Below are 25,274 nucleotides of genomic sequence, written 5' to 3'. Positions count from 1 at the left end.
CCCATCAGTCTCCCGTACCGGCGTCTTTGGCCAGCCGCTCGGCGGCGGCCCGCTCGGCCGCCTCCTGTTCGGCGACGATCGCGGCATCCGCCTCAATGATGTGCCGCACCGCCTCCGACACGTCGTCGGTCAGGCAGATCAGGTCCAGGTCCAGCGGGCTAATCTTCCCGCCCCCGGCCATGGTCTTCTCCATCCAGTCGAGCAGGCCCCGCCAGTAGTCGCGGCCCATCAGCACGACCGGGAACCGGGTGACCTTCCGGGTCTGCACGAGCGTCAGCGCCTCGAACAGTTCGTCCATCGTGCCGAACCCACCGGGAAGCACCGCGAACGCCTGCGCGTACTTGACGAACATGGTCTTGCGCGCGAAGAAGTACCGGAAGTCGATGCCGATGTCGATGAACTCGTTGAGCCCCTGCTCGAAGGGCAACTCGATGCCGAGCCCGATGGACAGGCCACCGGCCTCGCTCGCGCCCTTGTTGGCTGCCTCCATGACGCCCGGGCCGCCGCCGGTGATCACCGCGTACCCGGACCGGGCGAGAGCCGCACCCAACTCCTCGGCCATCACGCACTCGGGGCTGCCCGGCTTGCTGCGCGCCGAGCCGAACACGCTCACCGCGGGCGGCAGATCAGCCATCGTGTCGAAGCCCTCCACGAACTCCGACAGGATCCGCAGCGCTCGCCAGGCGTCCTTAGTCTTCCAATCGGCGCGCAGCCGCGAGTCGAGCAGGCGTTGATCGGCGGTGGTGTGGCGAATTGCCTTGTGTCGCAGGGTTACCGGACCTTCCCGTTGCTCGTTGGGCTGGCCGGATCCGTTCGAATTGCGCATGTGTCACACCGTAGTCAACCTCGGGGTGGGTCGCGGGCGTCATATGGAGTAGGGAATCACGGGGGTGTTGTATGACACGCGGCGACTACCAGCGCGAGCAGCGCCAGATGAGGCGACGGATCCGCGAATTGCTCGCCCAGAGGCGGACCGTTTCGGCGGGCGGGGACATCACGGAACCGCCCCGCACGGTGACCGAGGGCACCACTGGCATGCCGGCCGCCTGATCGACAACTCTGGGTCGTGGCGCGCCGCTAGCCAGACCAGTCGGAAACGCCGGACCTGTCGGGAACGCGACGGCGCGTGTCGCGGAGGCCCGCGCCGCCGGGCGGCATGGACACGGCGCGGGCCCGGCGCGGACCAGTGCGGCGCGCGGAATCAGGACGCGGCACCCGGGGGCGGGCTCAACCAGTCGGCGAGCGTACGCGCGCCCTCGCGGATCTTCGGGATCTCGACCCGCTCGTCGCGGGCGTGCGCCACGTTCGGATCGCCCGGACCGAAGTTCAGGGCCGGGATGCCCAGGCCGGCGAAGCGCGACACGTCGGTCCAGCCCAGCTTCGCCGCCGGCGGCTGGCCGACCCTGGCCAGGAACTCCTGGGCCGGTACCGAGGTGAGACCGGGGAGCGCACCCGGGGCGGAGTCGGTGACGTTCACCTCGAAGCCGTCGAACACCTCGCGCAGGTGCGCCTCCGCCTCGGGAACCGACCGATCCGGCGCGAACCGGTAGTTCACTTCGATGTCGCACGCGTCCGGGATCACATTCCCGGCGATGCCGCCGCTGATCCGTACGGCGTTCAACCCCTCGCGGTACTCGCAGCCGTCGATGGTGACCCGGCGCGCCCGGTACCCGTCGAGCCGGCGCAGCGCCTCGCCAGCGGCGTGGATGGCGTTGCGGCCGAGCCACGACCGGGCGGAGTGGGCCCGCTTGCCGGTGGTGTGCACGATCACCCGCATCGTGCCCTGGCAGCCCGCCTCGACCAGACCGTATGTGGGTTCGAGCAGGATCGCGAAGTCGGCGGTGAGCCACTCCGGATTGCTGTCGGCGACCTTGCGCAGCCCGTTGCGGGCCCCCTCGACCTCTTCGCAGTCGTAGAAGAAGTAGCTGACGTCGTAGCGCGACGCGGTCTGGGTCAGCGCCAACCAGAGCGCGATGGCGGAGCCGGACTTCATGTCGGAGGTACCGCAGCCCCACAGCACGTCACCGTCCACAGTGGAGGGCAGGTTGTCCGCCACCGGTACCGTGTCCAGGTGCCCGGCCAGCACGACCCGCCGGTCCCGGCCCAGGTCGGTACGGGCGAGCAGGGTGTTGCCGGCTCGCCGCACGTCCAGGTGCCCGGCACCGCGCAGCGCGACCTCGACCGCGTCGGTGATCTCCGCCTCATCGCCGGACACCGACTCGATGTCGACCAGCGCCCGGGTCAGCGCGACCGGATCGGCCAGGACGTCGGACTCCAACACTGCAGGGTGCGCTACGTTCACCCGCTCGACCTTAGTAGGGTTCACACGTGCGGGAATTCATCACCTCCCCGGCGTGGGGAATCGGCCTGTCCACCGTGACCGCCGACGGTCAGCTGCTCGACGCGTGGTACCCGGCCGGCCGGCTCGGGCTCGGAACGCCCGCCGAGGACGCCGGCTTCGACCCGGCTCTGATCGGCGACCGGCTCCCCGCCGGGCTGCGGACGATGCCGGTACACACCGTGATCTCCGACCTGGCCGAGGCACCCGCCGACGCCGCCGACGTATACCTGCGCCTGCACCTGCTCTCGCACCGGTTCGTCCAGCCGCACCAGGTCAACCTGGAGGGCATCTTCGGGTTCCTGGCGAACGTCGCGTGGACCTCGGCCGGGCCATGCCCGCCGGACCGGGTCGACGAGTTGCGCCTGGCGGTCCGGGCCACCGGCGGCATGCTCACTGTGTACGGGGTGGACAAGTTCCCCCGGATGACCGACTACGTGACCCCGACCGGGGTACGCATCGCCGACGCCGACCGCGTTCGGCTGGGCGCCCACCTGGCCTCGGGCACCACGGTCATGCAGGAGGGGTTCGTCAACTTCAACGCGGGCACGCTGGGCGCCTCCATGATCGAGGGCCGGGTGTCGGCCGGCGTGGTGGTCGGCGACGGCTCCGACGTGGGTGGCGGGTCGTCCATCATGGGTACTCTCTCGGGCGGCGGCAAGGAGATCATCCGGGTCGGCGAGCGGTGCCTCATCGGCGCGAACGCCGGCATCGGCATCTCGCTCGGTGACGACTGCGTGGTCGAGGCCGGCTGTTACATCACCGCGGGTTCGAAGATCACCCTCCCGTCCGGCGAGACGGTGAAGGCGTCGGCCCTGTCCGGCGTCGACGGCCTGCTGTTCTGGCGCAACTCGGTGACCGGTGCGCTGGAGGCCAAGCCCCGCAAGGGCGGCTCGGTGGCGCTGAACGCCGCGCTGCACGCCAACGACTGAGCGCAGCCGGAGCCGAACTGTGGCGGAGGCGAGCACAGTCCCACGCAGCAACGACTGAGCGCAGCCGGAGCCGAACTGTGGCGGAGGCGAGCACAGTCCCACACAGCAACCACTGACCCACGGGTCGCGGCCGGGGGCGCACGGCCGGTCAGGCCGGCGGTTCGCTCAGCACCGTCGCCTCGCTGATCAGGAAGCGCGCCTCGACCGCGGTCCGCACCTGCTGCCGCTGCGGCTCCAGGTCGAGCTGCGGGGTTTCCTTCTCCCACTGGGAGTGCCCGGCGAGGGTCATCGCGCGGGGCATCGCGTCGGGTCGGCCGCCCAGCCCGATGTCGCTCAGCTCGATGAGCCCGACCACCCGGGCGCCGAGCGCCTCGGCGTATTCGCGGGCCCGGGCGACCGCGTCGCCAACCGCGGCGGTACGAGCCTCGCGGTGCACCGGGCTGCCCGGGCGCAGCGCCCACCAGGGTCCGCTGAGGGCCGTGCGCGCGTGGTCGCCGAGCCGGAGCATCAGGTCGCCGAGCACCGTGAAGTCGTGCACCGTCACGGTCGTGGTGACGCTCGCCCGGTAGCCGCCCACCTTCTCGGAATCCCGCTTGGTCACCACGTTCATCGACATCCCGCCGGTCGCCCGCTCGGAGATCGCGTCCGCGTACGCGTCCAGGACCTCTCGCAGCGACCCCACCCGGTCGGTCAGCTCTTGCAGCACTTCCTGGCGGTCCTTCGAGAACGCGCTGGCGGTCACCGAGAAGGTGGCGATGTCCGGCGGTACCTCGTAGAACACCTCGCCGCGGACGGCGACCACCGGGCCGGTTGCGCTCGCATCCCGTTCCATGGCCGGTAACCTACGCCAGCCGGGACACCGCCGCATCGATCCGTTCATCGGTGGCGGTCAACGCGACCCGGACGTGCCGGTGCCCGGCCGGACCGTAGAACGTGCCGGGTGCGGCCAGGATCCCGCGCTCGGCCAGCCAGTCCACGGTGGACCAGCAGTCCTCGTCGCGGGTCGACCACAAGTAGAGCCCGGCCTCCGAATGCTCCACGGTGAAGCCGGCCTTCTCCAGCGCCGCGCGCAGCGCCGCCCGGCGGGCACGGTACCGCTCCCGCTGCGCGTCCACGTGGGACTCGTCGTCCAGCGCCGCGATCATCGCCGCCTGTACCGGCTGCGGAACGATCATGCCAGCGTGCTTGCGTACGGCCAGCAACTCGGTGACCAGCTCCGGATCGCCCGCCACGAATCCGGCCCGGTACCCGGCGAGGTTGGAGCGCTTGGACAGCGAGTGCACCGCCAGCACCCCGCGGTACGAGTCGGCGATCGACAGCACCGAGGTGGGCGTCTCGTCCCAGCCCAACGGCAGGTAGCACTCGTCGCTGGCCACGATCGCGCCACGCTCACGCGCCCAGTCGACCACCTTGCGCAGGTGATCGGCGCCGAGCACCCGCCCGGTCGGGTTGGACGGCGAGTTGATCCAGATGAGTTTCACCGGCGCCGGGCCGATCGCGGTCAGCGAGTCGGTCCGGATCACGTTCGCGCCGGCGAGCCGCGCACCGACCTCGTACGTGGGGTAGCACACGGACGGGATCGCCACGGTGTCGCCCGGTCCGACGCCCAGCAGTGTGGGCAGCCAGGCGACCAGTTCCTTGGACCCGATCGTGGGCAGTACGCCGAAGCCGGGCGCCGCCGAGCAGGCCCGGCCCACCCAGGCGGTGATCGCGGCGCGCAGCTCGGGGGTGCCTGCGGTCAGCGGGTACCCCGGCGAGTTCGACGCGCCGGACAGGGCGGCCCGGATCACGTCCGGCACCGGGTCGACCGGCGTGCCGATGGACAGGTCGACCAGGCCGTCCGGGTGGGCGGCGGCCTTCGCCTTGGCCGGTTCCAGGTGGTCCCACGGGAAGTCGGGCAGCCCGGCGGAGAGCCGGACCGCCGGGTTCGCCGAGGTGGGCCGAGGCGCGGTATTCCGCGGACCCGGGACAGCGCCCGGGCCCGGATCGTCGAGCGGGCTCAGTGTTCGGCCTCCCGCGGCGGCTGCGCCGCCACGAACGCCGCGTCCTTGGCGACCTTGCCGACCTTCGAGGCGCCACCGGGCGAACCCAGGTCCTCGAAGAACTCGTAGTTGGCGCCGACGTAGTCCTTCCACTGAGCCGGGACGTCGTCCTCGTAGAAGATCGCCTCAACCGGGCAGACCGGCTCGCACGCCCCGCAGTCGACACACTCGTCGGGGTGGATGTAAAGCATCCGGTTGCCCTCGTAGATGCAGTCGACCGGGCACTCCTCGATGCATGCCTTGTCGAGCAGATCAACGCACGGCTCGGCGATGATGTACGTCACGGGTAATCCTCTCCGACCAGCACTTCACCGCGATCCTCCGCGGCGGTTAGAGCCTAGTATCTCGTCTTGCGAGGAGGGGATCGTGCTGGGGCCGGAAGATGTGGGACACCGGGTGGTGGTCAGACGAATCGTCGGCGTTCGCGACAATCGTCCACTCTACTCCGACACGCTGGGCGAACTCCTCGAATTCGGCTCCGACGGGCTCACCGTGGCCACGTCCGAGGGACCGCTGCGGGTGCCGCTCGACCGGGTGAGCGCGGCGAAACGGATACCCGAACGCAGGTACGGTACGGCCGCCCTGGAGCGGGTTGCCAGCCTCGCCTGGCCGGCGCCGGAGGTCGACCGGCTCGGCGACTGGCAGCTACGGGCGGCCGGCGGGTGGACCGGGCGGGGCAACTCCGCGCTGCCGATCGGCGACCCGGGGATGGACCTGCCGGACGCGATCGACGCCGTACGCCGGTGGTACGCCGAACGCGGCCTGCCGGCCCGGATCAACGCGCCGCTGCCGCTCGCCCGGGCCGTGGACGTGGCCCTGGACGGGCGCGGGTGGGACCGGTCGCCGCCGGTGCTGGTGCAGACCGCCCGGCTGGCCGATCTCGCCGCCGACACTCCGGCGGACGGGCCGCCGGTGCGGCTCGACCCCACTCCGACCCCGGAGTGGCTGGCCGTCGCGGCCGCCCGCAAGGGTGGGCTGCCGCCCGAGGGGTACCAGTTGCTCACCGGCCCGGAGCGGGTGCGGTTCGCCACGGTGTACGGCGACGACGAGCCGATCGCGACGGCCCGAGGCGCGGTGGTCTCCGGTTTCCTGCACCTCAGCCTCGTCGAGGTCGCCGAGCCGGCCCGGCGCCGGGGACTGGCCGGCCTTCTCACCCGTACGCTGGCCGGCTGGGCCGCGCGGGACGGGGCACACACCGCCCTGCTTCAGGTGGAGGACCACAATCACGCGGCCCAGGCGCTGTACGCCCGGCTCGGCTTCACCACGCACCACAGCTACGTGACCCGGACGCTCGACGAGACGCGGGCCGGCTCCGCCCCGGAACCGGACGACCCGACCGGAGCGGTCAGCGCCTGACCACCCGCCGGGGCTTGGCCTGCTTCAGCTCGGCGTACCGCTTGAGTGCCTGGGACCGGTAGTCCATGCCGAGCGTGGTCAGTACCAGCAGGCCGAGTACGGCGCCCGCGGCGGCGTAGAGCACATACCGCCAGACCTCGCCGAAGAACAGCCCGACGCCCTCCCGGAACGGCAGCGAACCACCGGCCAGCGGGCCGATCACGACCGACAGCAGGCAACTGGCCACGACGACCATGAAAAGGTCGGGCGCGACGCGGGACATCGGGTACCGCCGGCCCCACCGGAACCCGGCCCAGATCATCACGACGCCGACCACACCGAACACCGCCAGACCGATGACGATCTGCGTGGCGTCGCTCTTCGGCGCGGCGAGCCACACGATGAACCGCGCGATCGCATTGACCGCGAACAGCACACCCGCCACCACGGCGACCGGCAACCACCGGTCCTTCATTTGGGTTCCTCCGTTCCCGCAACCGCCGTTCTCCCGCTCACGCATGGGAATGCCAAGAGGTATAGCGCGTGAACCTCGGAGCGCGCTATTAAATGCCATCTCCGCGGGCGGGTCGCCATCTCCGCCGGCGGGTCGGGAAGCGCGTGAGCCGGGAGGGACGCCAGCCGGGAGGGATCGGGGGCCCACCGGACGGATCAGCGGCGGCCACCGGGCCGGGGTGACTTCGATGATCCGGACGGGCGCCGGTTGGAGGACTTCGGCCGGGAGCCGGCCGACTTCTGCTGCCCGGCCCGCGCCGGCTTGACCTCGGCGGCTCCGGCGCCCTCGCTGGCCCCGCTGGACTCGGTGACCTCGCTGGACTCGGCGGCCTCGCCACCAGGCGGGGTCGGGGCGGATCGCGCCGGAGCGGCCTGGCCGGACGGAGCGGTGCCCCGGCGGGGACCGGGACCGCTGAAGCCGGCCGGTGCCGCGCGGTTGAGGACCTGCCGGTACGCCATGATCGCCCAGACGGCCGCGCCCACCAGGATGGCGATCAGCCCCATCCGGCCGGCGGCGTCACCCGGCAGCAGCACGTCGCCACCCGGTCCCCCGCTCGTCCCGACGAGCATCGTGGCGAACCAGACGACGCCGGGCAGCAGCGACAGCGCGGTGCTGCCGGTCAGCCGCCGGACGTACCAGATCAGGGCGAAGTTCGTGATCGCCGCCAGTACCGGCGACAACGGCACCAGTGTCGCGCCGATGTACGCCGGGCTGAGGAAGATCTCCCACAGGCCGGTGAGAAAGCCGCCCAGCAGGCCGGTGACGACTCCGGCGACCTTGAACACAGTGTTCGACGTGCCCATCTGACGACCGTTACGAGGCCGCCACGGCCGGCAGGTCGATGCCCGCGAACAGGTCGTCCTCCCACCCGTTCGGTCCGCTCGACGGGCCCATGTCGCCCCGGGCCAGCGTGTAGAACTCGACACCCATGAACTCGCTGCCGAAGTTGTTGGCGACGGTGAACAGCCAGGAGGTCTTCGGGATCTGCGTGGCGTGAGCCTGCAGCGCGGCCGTCTTCTGGTGGGCGAACGCGTGCCCGTCGATGCGGGCGGCGATCTTGTCGTCCGGGGTGCCGAACGGCAGGTCCTCGGGCCGCTCCATGTCCTTGAACGGGTTGTCCGTGGAGTTCGCGAACGCCTTGAACCCGTCCTCCAGGACGCTGCGCGGCACGGCGGTCCAGTAGATCTTCTGCGGACCGAAGCCCTCCGCGTCGGCGAGTTCGGCGGCGCGCATGGCGACCCGGTGCGCCTGGATGTGGTCCGGGTGCCCGTAGAAGCCGTTCTCGTCGTACGTCACCAACACCTGCGGCCGGACCTCCCGGATGATCTCCAGCAGCAGGCCGGCGGCCGCCTCCACGTCGGCCTGCCAGAAGGCCCGGGGGTGCCGGTTGGTGTCCAGGCCCATCATTCCGGAGTCGCGGTACCGGCCGGCCCCGCCGAGGAACCGGTGGTCGGTCACGCCGAGCGCCTCGCACGCGACGTCGAGTTCGGCCACCCGGTATCCGCCGAGTTGGTCGGCCTGGGCCGCCTCCAGCTGAGCGAGGGCCGGCACGTGGATCTCGCCCTCTTCACCGAGGGTGCACGTGACCAGAGTGACCTGTGCGCCCTGTGCGGCGTAAAGAGCCATCGTCGCGCCGGTGCCCATCGACTCATCGTCGGGGTGCGCGTGCACGAGCATGATCCGCTTTGCCGCTCTCGGGGCGGCCTCGTCGACGGTCACCCGGACACTGTACGCGTGCGGCTCGCCGTATGGCCCGACACCGGGCCTGCCGGGAGGCCATCATGGTCGAATGGAGTATCCGGAACTGGCTGCCCGTACCCGGCGATTTTCCTACGGCTCGCCGCGAGCGGTCAGCGTGGCCGCCGACGGCAGTCGAGTGCTCTTCCTGCGATCGTCGGGCCCGCTGGATCCGGTCGACCGGCTGTTCGCCTTCGACGTCGCCACCGGCCGGGAACGCCTGATCGCCGAACCCGCCGAGCTGCTGGCCGGCGAGGCCGGCGACCTGCCGCCGGAGGAGCGGGCGCTGCGCGAGCGGCGCCGCCTGTCGGCCGGTGGCATCGGCTCGTACGCCACCGACCCGGTCGCCCGGGTCGCCACGTTCACCCTGGGCGGCCAGCTGTTCCGGGCCGACCTGGCGGCCGGGACCGTGGCCGAGGTGTCGACCGCCGGACCGGTGATCGACCCGCGGCCGGACCCGACCGGTACGAAGATCGCGTACGTCACCGGAGGCGCGCTCCGGGTCGCCTCGACCGGGACCTCGAGCGGGGCCGGGCCCTCCGACACGCTGATCGCCGGCGAGGACGGGATCACCTGGGGGCTGGCCGAGTTCATCGCGGCCGAGGAGTTCGGCCGGTTCCGCGGGTACTGGTGGGCCCCCGATGGGCAGTCGCTGCTCGCCGCCCGGGTCGACGAGAGCCGGGTGAACCGCTGGACGCTGCACGACCCGGCCGACCCGGCGAGCAACCCGACCGTGGTCAACTACCCGTACGCCGGGTCCCCCAACGCCGAGGTCACGCTGCACCTGCTCGACCTGGACGGCGGCTGGGTGGACGTGCACTGGGACCGGGAGATCTACCCGTACCTGGTCTCGGTGTCCTGGTCGGACGTCGGTGGACCGTTGATCACCGTGCTGCGCCGGCTCCAGCAGCACGGGCTGGTGCTGGCCGTCGACCCGCGTACCGGCGAGACCCAGGTACACGCGGAGCTGGCCGATCCGCGGTGGGTGGAGCCGATCCCGGGTACCCCGGCGTACCTGTCGGACGGCCGGGTGCTGATCGGCGGCGAGCTGGCCCACGACGGGTACGACGCCCGCTGCCTGTTCGCCGACGGCACCCTGCTGACCCCGCCGAACCTGTACGTGCGCCGGGTCTGCGGCCGGATCGGCGTACCGAATGCCCAGCACAGCGGTGAGCTGCTGGTCGAGGCGAGCGAGGGCGAGCCCAGCGAGCAGCACCTGTACCGCGTCACCGCGCACGCCGGCGCGCCGATCGTGGACGCGCACCGGATCAGCACCGGCTCCGGCTGGTTCACCGGGTTCGGTGGCGGCGAGACGCTGGTCATCGGCGCGCTGGGGCTCGACCACTCCGGGGCGCAGTGGACCGTGTACCGGAGGGACGACGAGATCGGTCAGCTGACCAACCTGGCGGCCAGCCCGCCGTACGCGCCGCGTCCGGTCCTCGAACGGGTCACCGACCGCCGGCTGCCGACCGGCGTGCTGTACCCGCGCAACCACGTCGCCGGGCGGCGGCTGCCGGTACTCGTGGACATCTACGGCGGCCCGGGCCACCAGGAAGTGCTCTCGGTGCGGTCGCGCTGGCTGGAACGGCAGTGGTGGGCGGACGCCGGGTTCGCGGTAGCGGTGGTCGACAACCGGGGTACCCCCGGGGTGGCGCCCAGCTTCGAGAAGGTGGTCCACCGCCGGATGGCCGACGTGGTACTCGGCGACCAGGTGGACGCGCTGCGCGCGCTGGCCGACAAGCACCCGGATCTGGACCTGTCCCGGGTGGCCATCCGGGGCTGGTCGTTCGGCGGTTGGCTGTCGGCACTGGCCGTGCTGCGCCGGCCGGACGTGTACCACGCCGCGGTGGTGGGCGCGCCGGTGACCGACTGGGAGCTGTACGACACGGCGTACACCGAGCGGTACCTCGGCCTGCCCAGCGACGGCTCGGACGTGTACGCCCACCACTCGGTGCTGGAGCTGGCCGCCGAGCAGCCGGCCGGCCCGGACGACGCCCGGCCGATGCTGCTCATCCACGGCCTGGTGGACGACAACGTGGTGGCCGCGCACACCCTGCGGCTGTCGGCGGCGCTGCTGGCCTCGGGCCGGCCGCACGCGATGATCCCGCTGACCGGCGCGACCCACATGGCGGCCGGCGGCCTGAGCGAGCGGTTGCTGCGGCTGGAGCTGGATTTCCTGCGGACCTCTCTGGGCTGACCCCGAATCGTCCACTGTGGATGGTCGTGACGCGGGATCCCGCTCGACCGGCGCGTGCACCGATCAGCCGGTACCGTGAGCAGATGGCTACCGTGCTGTCTGCCGAGCAACTGTCCACCGCGCTCGCCGGCCTGCCCGGCTGGTCCGGCGACACCGACGAAATCAGCCGCACGATCACCGCCTCCGGCTTCCTGGCCGGGATCTCACTGGTGACCGCGGTGGCCGACGCCGCCGAGACCATGAATCACCACCCGGACATCGACATCCGCTGGCGTGACGTCACGTTCCGGCTGTCCACCCACTCCGACGGCGGGGTGACCGAGCAGGATCTGGCGCTCGCCGCCCGCATCAACGAACTGGCCTCGGTCGCGACCGGCTGAGCACCCGACCGGCCGCGCTCCCGACCGGCTCAGCACCCCGACCGGCCGCGCTCCCGACCGCTGACCACCGGGCCGGCCGAGCGGCCCGCGCACCCGACGGGTCGGTGACCAACCACTGGTCGGTCCACCTGACCAGCGGGGGTAGGGTGGCGATCATGACGCACTTCGACGTGGCCAGCGCGGCGGTCGAGGCCGCTCTCGCCGCAGGGGCCCGGTACGCCGACGCGCGGGTGATGCATCGCCGTTACGAGTCGATGACCGCGCGTAACGGCGACATCGAGGAACTGGGACAGAACGAGAGCGCCGGGATCGGGGTACGCGCCCTGGTTGGCTCCGGCTGGGGGTTCTTCGCCGTACCCGACCTCGCCGACGCCGCCGCCCGGGCAGCGGGTGAGCAGGCCGCCGCGATCGCGGCCGCGTCCGCGACCGTCGCCGGGCCGGCCGCCGATCTGGTACCGGTACCGGCCGAGTCAGGCTCGTGGAGCAGCGAGTGCCTGATCGACCCGCTCTCGGTGGCCTTGTCGGACAAGGGCGACCTGCTGGTCGGTGCCACCGACGAGGCCCGCCGGCACGGTGCCGACCTCGCCGAGGGCCTGTACCAGATCTGGGACACCACCAAGTGGTTCGTCTCGTCCGAGGGGCACCGGATCGACCAGCACATCCGGGAGTGCGGCGCCGGCATCTCGGCCACCGTCATCGGCGAGGGCGAGACCCAGCGCCGCTCGTACCCGTCGTACCGCGGCCAGTACGGCACCCGGGGCTGGGAGCTGGTCAACGAGCTGGACCTCGGCGCGCACGCCGGCCGGATCGCCGACGAGGCCCGGGCGCTGCTGTCCGCGCCGCTGTGCCCGGCCGGCAACACGAGTCTGATCCTGGGCAGCGAACAGATGGCGTTGCAGATCCACGAGTCGGTGGGCCACGCCATCGAGTTGGACCGGATCCTCGGCTGGGAGGCGGCGTACGCCGGCACCTCCTGGCTGAACCTGGCCGAACTGGGCCGGCTGCGGTATGGCTCCGACCTGATGAACATCGTCATCGACCCGAGCGTGCCGGGCGGCCTGGGTTCCTTCGGGTACGACGACGAGGGCACTCCGGCGACCGCGCGGTACGCCGTCCGCAATGGACAGTGGGTCGGCGTACTCGCCGGGCGGGACAGCGCGGCGACCGCCGGGCTCGACTACGCCGGCAGCGTGCGGTCGGACGGCTGGGCGCGGCTGCCGATGGTACGGATGACCAACGTCGGCCTGGAGCCCGGGCCGCACACGCTGGAGGAGATCATCGCGTCCACCGACGACGGCATCTACATGGACAACAACCGGTCCTGGTCGATCGACGACAAGCGGCTGAACTTCCAGTTCGGCTGCGAGATCGCCTGGGAGGTGAAGGACGGCAAGCTCGGCAGGATGCTGCGCAACCCGACCTACACCGGGATCGGGCCGGTGTTCTGGCAGTCGATGGACATGCTCTCCTCGGAGATCGTGCCGTGGGGCACGCCGAACTGCGGCAAGGGCCAGCCGGGCCAGGTCGGGCACACCGGCCATCCGGCCGCCCCGGCCCGTTTCACCGACGTCCGGGTGGGAGTGCGGGGATGATCGACGAGCTGGCTTCGCAGGTACTCGACTTCGTCAAGGCGGCCACCGGTGGAGCCGCGGAGGCGGAGGTCGTCGTCGAGCGGCAGGCGCTCGCGCTGACCAGGTTCGCCAACTCGTACATCCACCAGAACGTCGCTGACACCGCGACGGTGGTGCGACTCCGGCTTCACATCGACGGGCGCACCGCGGCGGGTACTACCACACTGACCGATCCCGGAGCGCTGCGCGACCTGGTCGAGCGGACGGTGTCGGCGGCCCGCCTGTGCCCGCCGGACAAGAGCTGGCCCGGACTCACGCCGCCGGCCGCGGCGCTCACCACCGGTACCGTCGACGAGGCGATCGTGGCCGCCACACCAGCCGACCGGGCGGCGCGGGTACACGACTTCGTCGCCGCGGCCCAGGGGCTGACCACCGCCGGGTACTGCCGGACCAGGCACAAGAGGGTGGCGTTCGCGAACTCCGCCGGCCAGTACGTCGAGGGCGCGAGCACAGACGTCGCGCTGGACGGTATCGCCCGCACCCCGTCCTCCGACGGCGTGGCACGCCGGGCCGGCAGCCGGCTGTCCGATGTGGACGGTTCGGTGCTCGGCGCCCGGGCCGCCGCGAAGGCGCTCGCCGCCGTGGATCCGGTGGAGCTGCCGCCGGGCCGGTACGAGGTGGTACTGGAACCGACCGCGGTCCACGATGTGCTGCGGTGCCTGGCCGTGTACGGGTTCAACGGCAAGGCGGTCGGCGAGCGGCGCTCGTTCGCGGTCGTCGGCGAGGCACAGATGGACCCGTCGGTGAACCTGGTCGACGATCCGGTGTTCGCCGGCGCGATCGGGATCCCGTTCGACATCGAGGGCACGCCCAAGCGCCGGGTGGAGATGGTCAGCGGCGGCGTGACCACCGCCGTGGCGCACGACCGGCGCACCGCGACCGAGGCGGGCACATCGTCGACCGGGCACGCGGCGGCGGACAGCCAATCCGGTCCGGCGCCGATGAGCCTGCGGCTGACTCCGTCCACTCCGGACGGCGCCGAGCCACCGTCCGAGGTGGACGGCCCGGCCGCCGACTCCAGCGTCGCCGCGCTGGTTGCCGGCGTCAGCCGGGGCGTATTGGTCACCGATCACTGGTACACCCGGGTGCTGGACCCGAGGACGCTGGTGATGACCGGGCTGACCCGCAACGGCGTGTGGCTCATCGAGGACGGCCAGGTCGTGTGGCCGGTGCGCAACATGCGCTTCACCCAGTCGTACCCGCAGGCCATGGCGCCCGGTGCGGTGCTGGGCATCGGCAGTCACGCGGTACCGATGCCGGCCACGTACGAGGATTCCTCATTCATCGCTCCCGCGTTGCGCCTCGCGTCGTGGAACTTCACCGGCGGGGCCTCGGGCTGAGCCGCCGGGCCGGCGGGCCGCCACGCGGCCGACTCACACCGTGCGCTGAGCCGGTCTGCGGGCTCAGCGCACGGCCGGCTCGCAGCCTGGCCGGCCCGCCGATAGTGATCTTGGCCATACCGTTCCCCCACCGGCTCGGTGCCCGCACTCCGTACATCAGCAACAATCCGGGCATTCCGCTGCCATCGCGGACACTATTTGTCTGACCATTGGCGCCGCCGCTGATCGCGGACCGATTCACGGGCGTCCAGTGAAGTAATGCACACCCAGGGGTCCGATGTGACGTTTTGGCTTCCGTTAAGCCGCTGTCACACGCGAGACTCCCTTGCGCGTGGTCTCGGCTAACCCCGGCGTAACGTGTGCACCGCACATTCCGGTCTGCCCGGCCCCCCAAACAACAAACAGCCCGTCAGGGAGCGAACACACGATGACGACGACGGCAACGAGGCCGGTGGTAGACCGGCCACGCGCCGCAATCGCGGCGAAGACGTTGCGCACTGACCGATGGTGGCTGGCGCCACTGCTCACGGTACTCGGACTGGTCGCCTGGCTCGCCTATGCCACGGTGCGGGTCTTCATGCAGAAGTGGTACTTCCACGAGGGGCCGGGCTTCCACTACCTGACCCCGTTCTACTCGCCGTGCATCTCCAACGGCTGCTCCGAGCAGTCCGCGGAGTTCGGGCGGTTCCTGCCGGCCAACGCGCTCATCCCGTTCGCCGCACTCACCCTGCCGTTCCTGCTGCTGTTCCGGCTCACCTGCTACTACTACCGGCGCGCCTACTACAAGTCGTTCTGGGCGTCGCCGCCGGCGTGCGCGGTCCCGGACGGGCACAAGACCTACAGCGGCGAGACCCGGTTCCCGCTGATCTTCCAGAACGCGCACCGGTACTTCTTCTACGCCGCGGTGATCATCTCGATCATCAACACCTGGGACGCGATCAGGGCCTTCTCCGGGACCGAACACATCGGGTTCGGCCTGGGCAACCTGATCCTGCTGGGCAACGTGGTGATGCTCTGGGCATACACGCTGTCCTGCCACTCCTGCCGGCACATCACCGGCGGGCGGCTCAAGCACTTCTCGAAGCACCCACTGCGGTACCGATTCTGGATCTTCGTGTCCAAGCTGAACGCGAAGCACATGCTGCTGGCCTGGATCACCCTGGGCACCCTCGCGTTGACCGACTTCTACGTGATGGCCGTGTCGGCCGGCTGGTTCTCGGACCCGCGGTTCATCGGCTGAGGTGAGACAACGATGACTGAAGCAAACAACACCGCCATCGAGCGGCACCAGTACGACGTCGTCGTCATCGGCGCCGGCGGCGCCGGCCTGCGCGCGGCCATCGAGGCGCGGCTCGCCGGCAAGAAGACGGCAATCATCTCGAAGTCGTTGTTCGGCAAGGCCCACACGGTCATGGCCGAGGGCGGCGCGGCGGCCGCCATGGGCAACATGAACGCCAACGACAACTGGATGGTGCACTTCCGCGACACCATGCGCGGAGGCAAGTTCCTGAACAACTTCCGGATGGCCGAGCTGCACGCCAAGGAGGCACCGGACCGGATCTGGGAGCTGGAGACCTACGGGGCGCTGTTCGACCGCACCAAGGACGGGAAGATCTCGCAGCGCAACTTCGGCGGCCACGAGTACCCGCGCCTGGCGCACGTCGGTGACCGTACCGGCCTGGAGCTGATCCGTACCCTGCAGCAGAAGATCGTGTCGCTGCAGCAGGAAGACTTCGCGGCGACCGGTGACTACGAGAGCGGCATCCGGGTCTTCGCGGAAACCACCATCACCGAGCTGATCCTGAACGGCGACCGGATCGCCGGCGCGTTCGGGTACACCCGGGAAAAGGGCGACTTCCTGCTGTTCGAGACGCCGGCGATCGTGCTGGCCACCGGTGGCGTCGGCAAGTCCTACAAGGTGACCTCCAACTCCTGGGAGTACACCGGTGACGGGCACGCGCTCGCGCTGCGGGCCGGCGCCACGCTGATCAACATGGAGTTCCTCCAGTTCCACCCGACCGGCATGGTCTGGCCGCCGTCGGTGAAGGGCATCCTGGTCACCGAGTCGGTACGCGGCGACGGCGGCATCCTCAAGAACTCCGAGGGCAAGCGGTTCATGTTCGACTACGTGCCGGACGTGTTCCGCAAGCAGTACGCGGAGACCGAGGAAGAGGCCGACCGCTGGTACACCGACCCGGACAACAACCGGCGCCCACCGGAGCTGCTGCCCCGTGACGAGGTGGCTCGGGCCATCAACTCCGAGGTCAAGGCGGGACGCGGCACCCCGGCCGGCGGCATCTACCTGGACATCGCGTCGCGCCGCTCACCGGAGTTCATCCTCAAGCGGCTGCCGTCGATGCACCACCAGTTCAAGGAACTGGCCGACGTCGACATCACCAAGCAGCCGATGGAGATCGGGCCGACCTGCCACTACGTGATGGGCGGCGTGGAGGTGGACCCGGAGTCCGGGGCCGCTGCCGGTACCGTCCAGGGCCTGTTCGCGGCCGGTGAGGTGTCCGGCGGCATGCACGGCTCCAACCGGCTCGGCGGCAACTCGCTGTCCGACCTGCTGGTGTTCGGCAAGCGTGCCGGTGAGCACGCGGCGACGTACGTCGACTCCGTCGCCGGCTCCCGGCCGGCGGTCGCTCAGTCCGATGTGGACGGTGCGGTGCGTACCGCACTGGCACCGCTGGAGCGCACCGAGGGCGAGAACCCGTACGAGGTCTGGCACGACCTCCAGCAGGTGATGCAGGATCTGGTCGGCATCATCCGGCGCAAGTCCGAGTTGGAGGACTCCCTCAAGCACCTGGCCGACCTGCGCGGGCGGGTGGCCAACGTGCGCGCCACCGGCGGGCGCAAGTTCAACCCGGGCTGGCACCTCGCCCTGGACCTGCGCAACATGCTGGTCGTCTCGGAGTGCACCGCGAAGGCGGCGCTGGAGCGCGAGGAGTCGCGCGGCGGGCACACTCGGGAGGACTTCCCCGAGATGGACCCGAAGTGGCGGCAGGTCAACCTGGTCTGTTCGCTGGGCCCGTCCAGCGAGGTGGCGCTGCGCCACCAGCCGATCCCCGAGATCCGACCGGAGCTGCTCGGCCTGTTCGAGCTGTCCGAGCTGAAGAAGTACATGACCGAGCAGGAGCTGGCTTCGTACAAGCCGGCCGAGGATGGTGAGTGATGGGCGCGAACAGGCATTTCCGGGTCTGGCGCGGGGACGACACCGGCGGCTCGCTGGAGGACTTCCAGGTCGAGGTCAACGACGGTGAGGTCGTACTCGACATCATCCACCGCCTCCAGGCGACGCAGGCGCCCGACCTCGCGGTGCGCTGGAACTGCAAGGCGGGCAAGTGCGGGTCGTGCTCGATGGAAATCAACGGGCGGCCGCGCCTGGGCTGCATGACCCGGATGTCCACCTTCGAGGAGGCCGAGACTGTCACGGTCACCCCGCTGCGCACCTTCCCGGTCATCCGCGACCTGGTCACCGACGTGTCCTTCAACTACCAGAAGGCACGCGAGATGCCGGCATTCGCTCCGCCGGTGGACACCAAGCCCGGCGAGTACCGGATGCAGCAGGTCGACGTGGAGCGCTCGCAGGAGTTCCGCAAGTGCATCGAGTGCTTCCTCTGCCAGAACACCTGCCACGTGGTGCGTGACCACGAGGAGAACAAGCCGGCGTTCTCCGGGCCGCGGTTCTTCATCCGGGCCGCCGAGCTGGACATGCACCCGCTGGACGCGAAGGACGACCGGAAGGACTTCGCGGTCGAGCAGCAGGGCATCGGATACTGCAACATCACCAAGTGCTGCACCGAGGTCTGCCCGGAGCACATCAAGATCACCGACAACGCGATCATCCCGATGAAGGAGCGCGCGGTCGACAACCGGTACGACCCGCTGGTCTGGCTGGGCCGGAAGATCTTCCGGCGCGACCAGATCGAGGCTTAGCGAATCAGGTGGTGCGGGCGTTCGCCAGCCGGTGGATCGCCTTGCGGTACTTGTCGTTGGTCCGGTCTTGCACGAGACCGGCCAGCGGCGCGGCCGCACGGACGAACCAGCGCCCCGGCCGGCTGAACGCCCGCACCTCGAACCAGACGGTCTCGTCCGGAGCCAGGGACACCAGGAAAGCCTCCTCGCCCGTCTCCGGATGCCCCGGTAGGGTGCCGTAGCCGTACCCGTACCGCAGCGGCTCGTTCACGAGCCACACCACCCGTACCGGCGCCCACAGCCGCACCGGCCCGGTACCGAAGCCGAAGGCGACCTCCGCCCCGTCGGCGGCCATGGCGACGTTCGTGCGCACCTTGAGTCCCGCGCCCCGCTGCATGTCGAACGAGCCCAGAGCGTGTACAGCGGCGGCGAACACCTGCTCGCCGCGACCGATCCGCGCCCGACCCCGGACCTGCCGGTAGCCGGGCGGGAACGTGCCACCACGGGTCGCTCCGACCTCGGAGTAAGTCAGATCCACCCTTCGATCGTCGCGCACCCCGCGACGAGATTCTCGACGATCATGAACTTCGCCGGTGGGCGTGTCGGAGTGCCGACGTGGTCGGTCGAGCAGCACTGTCAGTCGAGCAGCGGTGGCAACTCGGCCACGATCGGCGCGTCGGCGGGCAGCCAGTCGACGCTGAACAGTTCGTCACGGCCCAGCCAACGCAGCTCGGCGTGCTCCAGGCGCTGCGGGGTCTGGCCGTCGAGCAGCCGGGACACGTACACGCGCAGTACGGAACGGCCGTGGCTCATCGGGATGTCGCCGCCCACCCGGTCGCCGACCTCAACCTTGACCCCGAGCTCTTCTTCGCACTCGCGGACCAGCGCTTCCGGCTCGCTCTCGCCCTCTTCGACCTTGCCGCCTGGGAACTCCCACCGGCCCGCGACCTCGGGCGGTGCGGCTCGGGCGCACGCGAGCACCCGGCCGGCCTCGATAATGGCGGCTCCGACAATGATCCGTGGTATGGGCCGTTCGGTCTGCACGACGCATCAGCCTGCCAGACAAAAGAAGGATTAGGTGTCCTGCGGTGTACCGAAGCTCACCAGACGACTGAATTGTGAGCGTGGACACAGCGTGCCGGCCCAGGAACACTAGGGACATCAACAGCAACGGTACGGCCACGAAATGGCTACGAGCCGGCAACGACGCCTGGGAGGACGGCCATGCGTGCTCGACGCAAGTCAACGAGCGGACATGACTACCTCCATGATGCGCTGACTCTGCTCGCCGGCTGGACCCTGGAGGGCCGGGAGATCAAACGTACTCTGCGGATCGATGACGCGCAGCACGCGGCCCTGACCGAACGGATCAAGGTAGTGTCCGACGCGTTGCAGCTGCGGCCGAGCGTGCGCAGGCTCGACGGGTACACGCAGATCATGGTGAGTCCGGTGGACGGCGCCGCGCTGACGGCGGGCGAGGTGACGCTGGCCGCGCGCATCGAGGATGCCTACCGCAGCGTGACCGACTCCTCGACGGACGGCGCGCCCCGCTGACGCCCGGGCGGTCGCGCCTCAGCTCCGACAGAAGCTACGCGTGAGGCCTCTCCCCATCTCAAGCGATCTTGAGCGGCTGGATGGCGTCGAGTTCCGCGTGGATCTGGTCCTCTTCGATGTCCAGGTTGTACTGATCCTGCAGGTTGAGCCAGAACTGGGCAGAGGTGCCGAAGTACCTGCTCAGACGCAGAGCCGTGTCAGCTGTGATCGAGCGCTTGCCGTGCACGATCTCGTTGATCCGGCGCGGCGGCACGCCGATGGCGACCGCAAGCCTGTTCTGGGTGATCTCGAATCCCTTGATGAAGTCCTCCATCAGAACTTCGCCAGGGTGCACGGGGTCCAACTTGTCAGTGGTAGTCGACAACTTCGACATCGCTACACGTTAAAGCGGAACTCCACGACATCGCCGTCCTGCATCACGTAGTCCTTGCCCTCGATGCGGACCTTGCCGGCCGCCTTCGCCGCCGCCATCGAGCCCGCCTCCATGAGGTCGTCGTAGGAGACGATTTCCGCCTTGATGAAACCGCGCTGGAAGTCCGTGTGAATGACGCCGGCCGCCTCCGGTGCCGTCGCGCCCACCGCGACCGTCCAGGCCCGCGACTCCTTCGGCCCCGCCGTCAGGTACGTCTGCAGCCCGAGCGTGCGGAAACCGACCCGGATCAGCTGGTCGAGCCCGGGTTCCGGCTGGCCGATCGAGGCGAGCAACTCGCGCGCCTCGTCCTCGGGCAACTCGATCAGCTCCGACTCGATCTTCGCGTCCATGAACACGGCCTCGGCCGGCGCGACCAGGGCGCGCAGCTCGGCCAGGAAGTCCTCGTTGCCCAGCTCGGCCTCGTCGACGTTGAAGACGTACAGGAACGGTTTGCCGGTCAACAGGTGCAGCTCGCGCAGTGCCTCGGTGTCGATGCCCGCCTTGGCCGCCCCGGCGGACAGCGTGACGCCCTCGTTGAGCAGCGCCGCGGCGGCCGACGCGGCGGCCGCGATCCCCGTCCGGTCCTTGCGGACCTTGGCCTCCTTCTCGAGCCTGGGCAGCGCGCGCTCGATGGTCTGCAGGTCGGCGAGGATCAGCTCGCTGTTGATCGTCTCGATGTCGTCGGCCGGTGAGATCTTGCCGTCGACGTGCACCACGTTCGGGTCCGAGAACGCGCGTACCACCTGGCAGATCGCGGTTGCCTCACGAATGTTCGCGAGGAACGCGTTGCCCCGCCCCTGCCCCTTCGACGCGCCGCGGACCAGGCCGGCGATGTCCACGAAGCTGACCGGTGCCGGCACGATCTTCGCGGAGTCGAACATCTCGGCGAGTGCGGTCAGCCGGCTGTCGGGCAGCCCGACGACGCCCACATTGGGCTCGATCGTCGCGAACGGGTAGTTCGCGGCGAGCACGTCGTTCTTGGTCAAGGCATTGAACAGGGTGCTCTTGCCGACGTTGGGCAGGCCGACGATGCCGATGGTAAGGCTCACGTCGTAGGAGCTTACTGAACGTGAACGCGGTCGCAGCGCGCCGCACGGCCACCGGCTATCACCCGGGCGACGGAAACGGGTTTCCGGCGGGCCTTCGACCGGAGAATCCGGGTACCGCCCAGGAACCCGAAGACGGGCTGCCGGCGGACAGGCGAGGAACGGTACCGATGGGCGAACGGAGGGGGCCGCCGGACGAGAAGCCGGGCGAGCCGCCGGAGCCCCCGCCGGTGGTCACGTTCAGCCCGTCCGCGTGCCTCCCTCCGCTGACCGAGCATGAACTGGAGGTTCTGGCCGAGGTCGGCCGGCAGTGGGCGCAGGCGCACCGGGCGCGGGTACCCCGGGAGGGCGGGCTGCCGCTGGACCCCGAACTGGGCCGCCAACGGGTCACCCCGCAGCCGAGCCGGTTCAGCCGGTTCGCGCCGGTGGAGATGTTTCGGGCCGAGGCGCCGGACGAACTGGTGGCCACCGCGCGCGAGCCACCGGCCCCGCCGCGCCTGCGGACCCAGTCAAGGATCCGGCGGGTACTGCTCGGGCCGCCGCTGGGCAGCGCGGCGGTGGTGCAGGAGCGCATGCGCAAGCTGGTCGGGCTGCCGGTGCTCTCCTCCGACCTGCTCTCCTCGGTGGCGTACGGGCCCGAGGCCATGCTGAACGTGCTGGTGCTCGCCGGGAGCGCGGCGCTGGGCCTGTCCCTGCCGATCGCGGCGGCGATCGTCGTCCTGATGGTCACGGTGGGCGTGTCGTACCGGCAGACTGTCCGCGCGTACCCGCACGGCGCCGGCTCGTACATCGTGGCCAGCGACAACCTCGGTCACCGGCTCGGCCTGGCCGCGGCGGCCGGGCTCATGATGGACTACATCCTCACCGTCTCGGTGTCGGTGGCAGCCGGCGTGGACGCCATCAGCTCGGCGCTGCCCGGCCTGGCTCCGTTCGCGGTACCGATGGGCATCGTGGTGATCGCGGTGCTGCTCGGCGGCAACCTGCGCGGGGTGCGTTCGGCGGGCCGGGCGTTCGCGGCGCCGACGTACGCGTTCGTCCTCGGCATCGCGCTGCTGCTCGGGTTCGGCGCGGTGCAGGCCGCCCGGCGCGGCTTCGCCCCGGTACCGGCGCCGAAAGTGGCGGTGACCCAGGCGCTGGGCGTGATGCTGGTGCTGCGCGCCTTCGCCTCCGGGGCCACCTCGATGACCGGGATCGAGGCGGTGTCCAACGCGGTGCCCGTGTTCAAGCCGCCGGAGTGGCGCAACGCCCGCACCACGCTGACCTGGATGATCTCGTTGCTGGTGGTGATGTTCGCCGGGCTGATGGTGCTGATCCACCTGCAGGGCGTGGTACCCCGGCCGAACCAGACCGTGCTGTCGCAACTCGGCCGCCGTACCTTGCCGGCCGGGCCGCTGTACGCGTACCTGCAGGCGACCACCGCGCTGATCCTGCTGCTGGCCGCGAACACGGCGTTCCAGGACTTTCCCCGGCTGCTGTTCTTCATGGCCCGCGACGGCTTCGCGCCCCGGCCGTTCCTGCGGATGGGCGACCGCCTGGTGTTCAGCAACGGCATCCTGACCCTGTCCGTCGCCGCGACCGTGCTGTTCATCGCGTTCCACGGCCGTACCCACTCGCTCATCCCGCTCTACGCGGTCGGCGTCTTCCTGGCCTTCACGCTGTCCCAGGCCGGCATGGTCCGGCACTGGACCCGGGTGCGCGGTCCGCACTGGCGCAAGAGCCTGGTGATCAACGCGCTCGGTGCGGTGCTCTCCGCGGTGGTGCTGGTGACCGCGGCCATCGCGAAGTTCGCGGAGGGCGCCTGGGTGGTGGTGGCCGCCGTACCGCTGCTGATCCTGCTGGCGGTGCTCATCCGGAGGCACTATGACGCGGTCGGAGCGGCCACCGCCGCCCGTGCCGTCCCAGAGGGCGCCGAGCGTCCGCAGGAGTTGCGCCACCTGTCCGTGGTACCGGTGGCCCGGCTGGACCTGCCGTCGCTGCACGCCCTGGCGTACGCCGCCTCGCTCGGCCAGCCGGTGCTCGCCGTGCACGTCAGCCCGGACGACGAGGAGGACGAGCGGTTCCGGCAGCAGTGGGAGAGCTGGGGCGACCACGTACGACTGGAGATCATCGTTTCGCCGTACCGGGCGGTGGTACCGGTGCTGACCGGCTATCTGGAGGCGCTGCACCTGGTACGGCCGGACATCACGCTCACCGTGGTGCTGCCCGAGATCGTGGTGTCGCGGTGGTGGGAACGGGTGCTGCACGGCCAGTTGCCGCCCCGGTTGCGACGGGCCCTGCGCGACCTGCCCGGCGTCGTGGTCACCAGTGTCCCGCTGCACGTGCCCTGAGCGCGGCCGGCGACGGACGCGGCCGGGATCCGCGGCGACGCGACCACGAACGGGCGGCGCCTCGCCGGTACGGCGGTTTGCCGGCGGGTCCTCGCGGTAAGCACGGGGAAGCGCCGACGTACCGGACGGGGGTACCGCGTGTCGGTTTCGGACCGGAACCCACCTCCGGACGAGGACCCGGTTCCGGTCGCGAACCGCGACAGCGGCTGCGCCGGGTACAGCGGCTCGGCCGAGGTCCTGGAGCACCACGGGGAGCCGACCAAGCGGGACGTCTTCCGCGTGGTCGGACCCGGCCTGGTCGCCGGTGCCGCCGCCACCGACCCGACGACCGTGGCCACACTCGTGGTGGTCGGCGCCACCACCCGGTACGGGCTGGCCTGGCTGACGCTGCTGACCTTCCCGGTACTCGCCGTGGTGCAGACGCTGGCCACCCGGGTGGGTTTCCTGAGCCGTCGCGACCTTCAGCAACTGGTGGTCGAAGGTTACGGGCGGGTGCCGGCGGCCGTGCTGCTCGCCTCGATCCTCGCGGTCAACGTGGTGACCATCGCGGCCGACCTGGAGGGCGGCGCCGCCGCTCTTGAACTGCTCACCGGCGTCGGCTGGCGATGGTTCGCGGCACCGCTTGCCGTGGTGCTGCTCGGGCTCATGTTCGCCGGCGGGTACGACGAACTCGACCGGGTGCTCAAATACGTGCTGCTGTGCCTGCTCGCGTACGCGGTGGCCGCGATCCTGGCCCACCCCGACTGGGTACAGGTGGCGCACGGGAGCTTCGTACCCCGACTGCGCCTCACCCACGACTACATCGAAGGCGCCCTGGCTCTGCTGGGTACCACGGTGACCGCCTACACCTACATGTGGCAGACCGTGCAGCAGGTCGAGCAGCCAGCCGCCCGGGGCTGGCTGCGGCTGCGCCAACTCGACGCGGTCTCCGGCACCGTGCTGGCCATCGCGGTGTTCTGGTCCATCCTGGTCGCCAGCGGTGCCACCCTGGGCGTCCACCACCGGCACGCGGACTCGCCCGAGGCGGCAGCGGCGGCGCTGCGCCCGGTGGCCGGGCAATTCGCCAGCGAGCTGTTCGCGATCGGGCTGTTCGCCTCCGCGGTGGTCGCTGTGCCGGTCATCACAGCCACCGGCGCCCTGGCCATGGCGGCGGTCTTCGACTGGCCGCGCGGGCTGTCCCGCAAGCCGCGCGAGGCACGGAGGTTCTACCTGGCGCTGGCCGGCCTGATGGCGGCCGGCGTCGGACTGAGCATGGCCGGGGTCGACCCGATCCGGCTGCTGTTCGGGGCGAGCATCGTGGCCGGCATCGCCACCCCGGTCGGCCTGGTCATGCTGGTACTGGCGGCCGGGAACACCCGGCTGCTGGACGGTGTGCGTACCCGCCGTCCGCTGCTGGTCGCCGGGTGGGCCATCGCCGTGGTTCTCTCCGCACTGTCGGTCATCTACCTCGCCCAGCAGCTGAACCTCATCGATCGCTGACCGTGCCGGCCGCCGCGCGGTGTTGACACCGTACGGAGATCCACCCTAGCGTGAGCTTACTTATCCGGTTCAGTGCTGGGACCTCCCACGAT

Annotated in this window: 23 protein-coding genes and 1 pseudogene; 12 read left to right on the top strand and 12 right to left on the bottom strand. The window is 70.6% G+C overall.

The window, feature by feature from the left end:
* Positions 1–4: 4 nt before the first annotated feature.
* Positions 5–826 (bottom strand): LOG family protein, encoded by an 822-nt coding sequence (locus Raf01_RS04460; RefSeq protein WP_203916418.1) that lies wholly within the window; start codon positions 824–826, stop codon positions 5–7.
* A gap of 375 nt (positions 827–1,201) precedes the next feature.
* On the bottom strand, positions 1,202–2,281 hold the full coding sequence (gene dapE, locus Raf01_RS04455; protein WP_203916480.1) for a succinyl-diaminopimelate desuccinylase: 1,080 nt from the start codon (positions 2,279–2,281) through the stop codon (positions 1,202–1,204).
* 59 nt (positions 2,282–2,340) lie between these two features.
* Between dapE and dapD the strand changes: the two genes are divergently transcribed.
* A complete protein-coding gene (gene dapD, locus Raf01_RS04450) occupies positions 2,341–3,270 on the top strand; it encodes a 2,3,4,5-tetrahydropyridine-2,6-dicarboxylate N-succinyltransferase (RefSeq protein WP_203916479.1) in 930 nt (309 codons plus the stop codon).
* 148 nt (positions 3,271–3,418) lie between these two features.
* Here dapD and Raf01_RS04445 read toward each other — a convergent pair whose 3' ends face one another.
* The 3 genes from Raf01_RS04445 to fdxA all read right to left on the bottom strand — a co-directional run bounded on the left by Raf01_RS04445 (position 3,419) and on the right by fdxA (position 5,596).
* Entirely contained in the window at positions 3,419–4,102 is a 684-nt protein-coding gene (locus Raf01_RS04445; RefSeq protein WP_203916417.1) for an SIMPL domain-containing protein, read from the bottom strand.
* A gap of 10 nt (positions 4,103–4,112) precedes the next feature.
* Positions 4,113–5,171 (bottom strand): succinyldiaminopimelate transaminase, encoded by a 1,059-nt coding sequence (gene dapC, locus Raf01_RS04440; protein WP_239133375.1) that lies wholly within the window; start codon positions 5,169–5,171, stop codon positions 4,113–4,115.
* Positions 5,172–5,269: 98 nt separating this feature from the next.
* Positions 5,270–5,596, bottom strand: a complete 327-nt coding sequence (gene fdxA, locus Raf01_RS49365) for a ferredoxin (protein WP_239133366.1) — start codon at positions 5,594–5,596, stop codon at positions 5,270–5,272.
* An 82-nt stretch (positions 5,597–5,678) separates the two neighbouring features.
* On the opposite strand from fdxA, the gene Raf01_RS04435 reads away from it, so the two are divergent.
* Complete coding sequence (locus Raf01_RS04435; protein ID WP_203916415.1) at positions 5,679–6,668, top strand: GNAT family N-acetyltransferase; 990 nt, start codon at positions 5,679–5,681, stop codon at positions 6,666–6,668.
* On the opposite strand, the gene Raf01_RS04430 is transcribed toward Raf01_RS04435, so the two are convergent.
* From Raf01_RS04430 to mshB, 3 genes are all read right to left on the bottom strand, one after another.
* Entirely contained in the window at positions 6,658–7,122 is a 465-nt protein-coding gene (locus tag Raf01_RS04430; protein WP_203916414.1) for a hypothetical protein, read from the bottom strand. The two genes, Raf01_RS04435 and Raf01_RS04430, sit on opposite strands and share 11 nt — an antisense overlap.
* Before the next feature lie 194 nt (positions 7,123–7,316).
* Positions 7,317–7,964: a hypothetical protein gene (locus Raf01_RS04425; RefSeq protein WP_203916413.1), complete on the bottom strand. Its 648-nt coding sequence runs from the start codon at positions 7,962–7,964 to the stop codon at positions 7,317–7,319.
* A 10-nt stretch (positions 7,965–7,974) separates the two neighbouring features.
* The gene (gene mshB, locus Raf01_RS04420; protein WP_203916478.1) at positions 7,975–8,838 is read right to left on the bottom strand and encodes an N-acetyl-1-D-myo-inositol-2-amino-2-deoxy-alpha-D-glucopyranoside deacetylase; all 864 of its coding nucleotides are present in this window, start codon (positions 8,836–8,838) and stop codon (positions 7,975–7,977) included.
* A gap of 112 nt (positions 8,839–8,950) precedes the next feature.
* Between mshB and Raf01_RS04415 the strand changes: the two genes are divergently transcribed.
* The 7 genes and pseudogenes from Raf01_RS04415 to Raf01_RS04385 form a co-directional block, all read left to right on the top strand.
* Complete coding sequence (locus tag Raf01_RS04415) at positions 8,951–11,095, top strand: S9 family peptidase (RefSeq protein ID WP_203916412.1); 2,145 nt, start codon at positions 8,951–8,953, stop codon at positions 11,093–11,095.
* Between the two features lie 83 nt (positions 11,096–11,178).
* The gene (locus tag Raf01_RS04410) at positions 11,179–11,475 is read left to right on the top strand and encodes a 4a-hydroxytetrahydrobiopterin dehydratase (protein ID WP_203916411.1); all 297 of its coding nucleotides are present in this window, start codon (positions 11,179–11,181) and stop codon (positions 11,473–11,475) included.
* Between the two features lie 155 nt (positions 11,476–11,630).
* Positions 11,631–13,067 carry a TldD/PmbA family protein gene (locus tag Raf01_RS04405; protein ID WP_203916410.1) on the top strand — a complete coding sequence of 479 codons (1,437 nt, stop codon included), beginning with the start codon at positions 11,631–11,633 and terminating at the stop codon, positions 13,065–13,067.
* Positions 13,064–14,446: a TldD/PmbA family protein gene (locus tag Raf01_RS04400; RefSeq protein WP_203916409.1), complete on the top strand. Its 1,383-nt coding sequence runs from the start codon at positions 13,064–13,066 to the stop codon at positions 14,444–14,446. The genes Raf01_RS04405 and Raf01_RS04400 overlap by 4 nt, the downstream gene beginning before the upstream one ends.
* Positions 14,447–14,873: 427 nt before the next feature.
* The gene (sdhC, locus tag Raf01_RS04395; protein WP_203916408.1) at positions 14,874–15,686 is read left to right on the top strand and encodes a succinate dehydrogenase subunit SdhC; all 813 of its coding nucleotides are present in this window, start codon (positions 14,874–14,876) and stop codon (positions 15,684–15,686) included.
* Between the two features lie 12 nt (positions 15,687–15,698).
* Positions 15,699–17,621: a fumarate reductase/succinate dehydrogenase flavoprotein subunit gene (locus Raf01_RS04390; protein WP_203916407.1), complete on the top strand. Its 1,923-nt coding sequence runs from the start codon at positions 15,699–15,701 to the stop codon at positions 17,619–17,621.
* Positions 17,621–18,376: pseudogene (locus Raf01_RS04385) on the top strand (succinate dehydrogenase/fumarate reductase iron-sulfur subunit); the annotation flags it as partial. The gene Raf01_RS04390 and the pseudogene Raf01_RS04385, both read left to right, overlap by 1 nt.
* 13 nt (positions 18,377–18,389) lie before the next feature.
* Here Raf01_RS04385 and Raf01_RS04380 read toward each other — a convergent pair.
* Together Raf01_RS04380 and Raf01_RS04375 are read right to left on the bottom strand one after the other, a co-directional pair.
* Positions 18,390–18,902, bottom strand: a complete 513-nt coding sequence (locus Raf01_RS04380) for a DUF1990 domain-containing protein (protein WP_203916405.1) — start codon at positions 18,900–18,902, stop codon at positions 18,390–18,392.
* A gap of 98 nt (positions 18,903–19,000) precedes the next feature.
* The gene (locus Raf01_RS04375) at positions 19,001–19,408 is read right to left on the bottom strand and encodes a (deoxy)nucleoside triphosphate pyrophosphohydrolase (RefSeq protein WP_239133365.1); all 408 of its coding nucleotides are present in this window, start codon (positions 19,406–19,408) and stop codon (positions 19,001–19,003) included.
* A 180-nt stretch (positions 19,409–19,588) separates the two neighbouring features.
* Here Raf01_RS04375 and Raf01_RS04370 point away from each other — a divergent pair, with 180 nt between their 5' ends.
* Positions 19,589–19,918 (top strand): 4a-hydroxytetrahydrobiopterin dehydratase, encoded by a 330-nt coding sequence (locus tag Raf01_RS04370; RefSeq protein ID WP_203916404.1) that lies wholly within the window; start codon positions 19,589–19,591, stop codon positions 19,916–19,918.
* A gap of 58 nt (positions 19,919–19,976) precedes the next feature.
* On the opposite strand, the gene Raf01_RS04365 is transcribed toward Raf01_RS04370, so the two are convergent.
* A complete protein-coding gene (locus tag Raf01_RS04365) occupies positions 19,977–20,291 on the bottom strand; it encodes a HigA family addiction module antitoxin (protein WP_275412953.1) in 315 nt (104 codons plus the stop codon).
* A gap of 2 nt (positions 20,292–20,293) precedes the next feature.
* Complete coding sequence (ychF, locus tag Raf01_RS04360) at positions 20,294–21,379, bottom strand: redox-regulated ATPase YchF (protein ID WP_203916402.1); 1,086 nt, start codon at positions 21,377–21,379, stop codon at positions 20,294–20,296.
* Positions 21,380–21,546: 167 nt separating this feature from the next.
* On the opposite strand from ychF, the gene Raf01_RS04355 reads away from it, so the two are divergent.
* Together Raf01_RS04355 and Raf01_RS04350 are read left to right on the top strand one after the other, a co-directional pair.
* Positions 21,547–23,703, top strand: coding sequence for an amino acid permease (locus tag Raf01_RS04355; protein ID WP_203916401.1), 2,157 nt, complete (start codon positions 21,547–21,549; stop codon positions 23,701–23,703).
* A gap of 138 nt (positions 23,704–23,841) precedes the next feature.
* Entirely contained in the window at positions 23,842–25,182 is a 1,341-nt protein-coding gene (locus Raf01_RS04350) for an NRAMP family divalent metal transporter (RefSeq protein ID WP_203916400.1), read from the top strand.
* Positions 25,183–25,274: the final 92 nt, after the last annotated feature.

This window comes from Rugosimonospora africana (genome assembly GCF_016862975.1).
Classification (GTDB): Bacteria; Actinomycetota; Actinomycetes; order Mycobacteriales; family Micromonosporaceae; genus Rugosimonospora; species Rugosimonospora africana.
Note: the sequence above shows the minus strand (reverse complement) of the source record. Positions and strands in the feature narration are given on the sequence as shown.

Bases quoted from the DNA above. Each gene is read 5' to 3' on its own strand.
- Raf01_RS04460 (WP_203916418.1), bottom strand. From the start codon at position 826: ATGCGCAATTCGAACGGATCCGGCCAGCCCAACGAGCAACGGGAAGGT.
- Raf01_RS04445 (WP_203916417.1), bottom strand. From the start codon at position 4,102: ATGGAACGGGATGCGAGCGCAACCGGCCCGGTGGTCGCCGTCCGCGGC.
- Raf01_RS04430 (WP_203916414.1), bottom strand. From the start codon at position 7,122: ATGAAGGACCGGTGGTTGCCGGTCGCCGTGGTGGCGGGTGTGCTGTTC.
- Raf01_RS04425 (WP_203916413.1), bottom strand. From the start codon at position 7,964: ATGGGCACGTCGAACACTGTGTTCAAGGTCGCCGGAGTCGTCACCGGC.
- mshB (WP_203916478.1), bottom strand. From the start codon at position 8,838: ATGCTCGTGCACGCGCACCCCGACGATGAGTCGATGGGCACCGGCGCG.
- Raf01_RS04415 (WP_203916412.1), top strand. From the start codon at position 8,951: ATGGAGTATCCGGAACTGGCTGCCCGTACCCGGCGATTTTCCTACGGC.
- Raf01_RS04410 (WP_203916411.1), top strand. From the start codon at position 11,179: ATGGCTACCGTGCTGTCTGCCGAGCAACTGTCCACCGCGCTCGCCGGC.
- Raf01_RS04405 (WP_203916410.1), top strand. From the start codon at position 11,631: ATGACGCACTTCGACGTGGCCAGCGCGGCGGTCGAGGCCGCTCTCGCC.
- Raf01_RS04400 (WP_203916409.1), top strand. From the start codon at position 13,064: ATGATCGACGAGCTGGCTTCGCAGGTACTCGACTTCGTCAAGGCGGCC.
- sdhC (WP_203916408.1), top strand. From the start codon at position 14,874: ATGACGACGACGGCAACGAGGCCGGTGGTAGACCGGCCACGCGCCGCA.
- Raf01_RS04390 (WP_203916407.1), top strand. From the start codon at position 15,699: ATGACTGAAGCAAACAACACCGCCATCGAGCGGCACCAGTACGACGTC.
- Raf01_RS04370 (WP_203916404.1), top strand. From the start codon at position 19,589: ATGCGTGCTCGACGCAAGTCAACGAGCGGACATGACTACCTCCATGAT.
- Raf01_RS04365 (WP_275412953.1), bottom strand. From the start codon at position 20,291: ATGTCGAAGTTGTCGACTACCACTGACAAGTTGGACCCCGTGCACCCT.
- Raf01_RS04355 (WP_203916401.1), top strand. From the start codon at position 21,547: ATGGGCGAACGGAGGGGGCCGCCGGACGAGAAGCCGGGCGAGCCGCCG.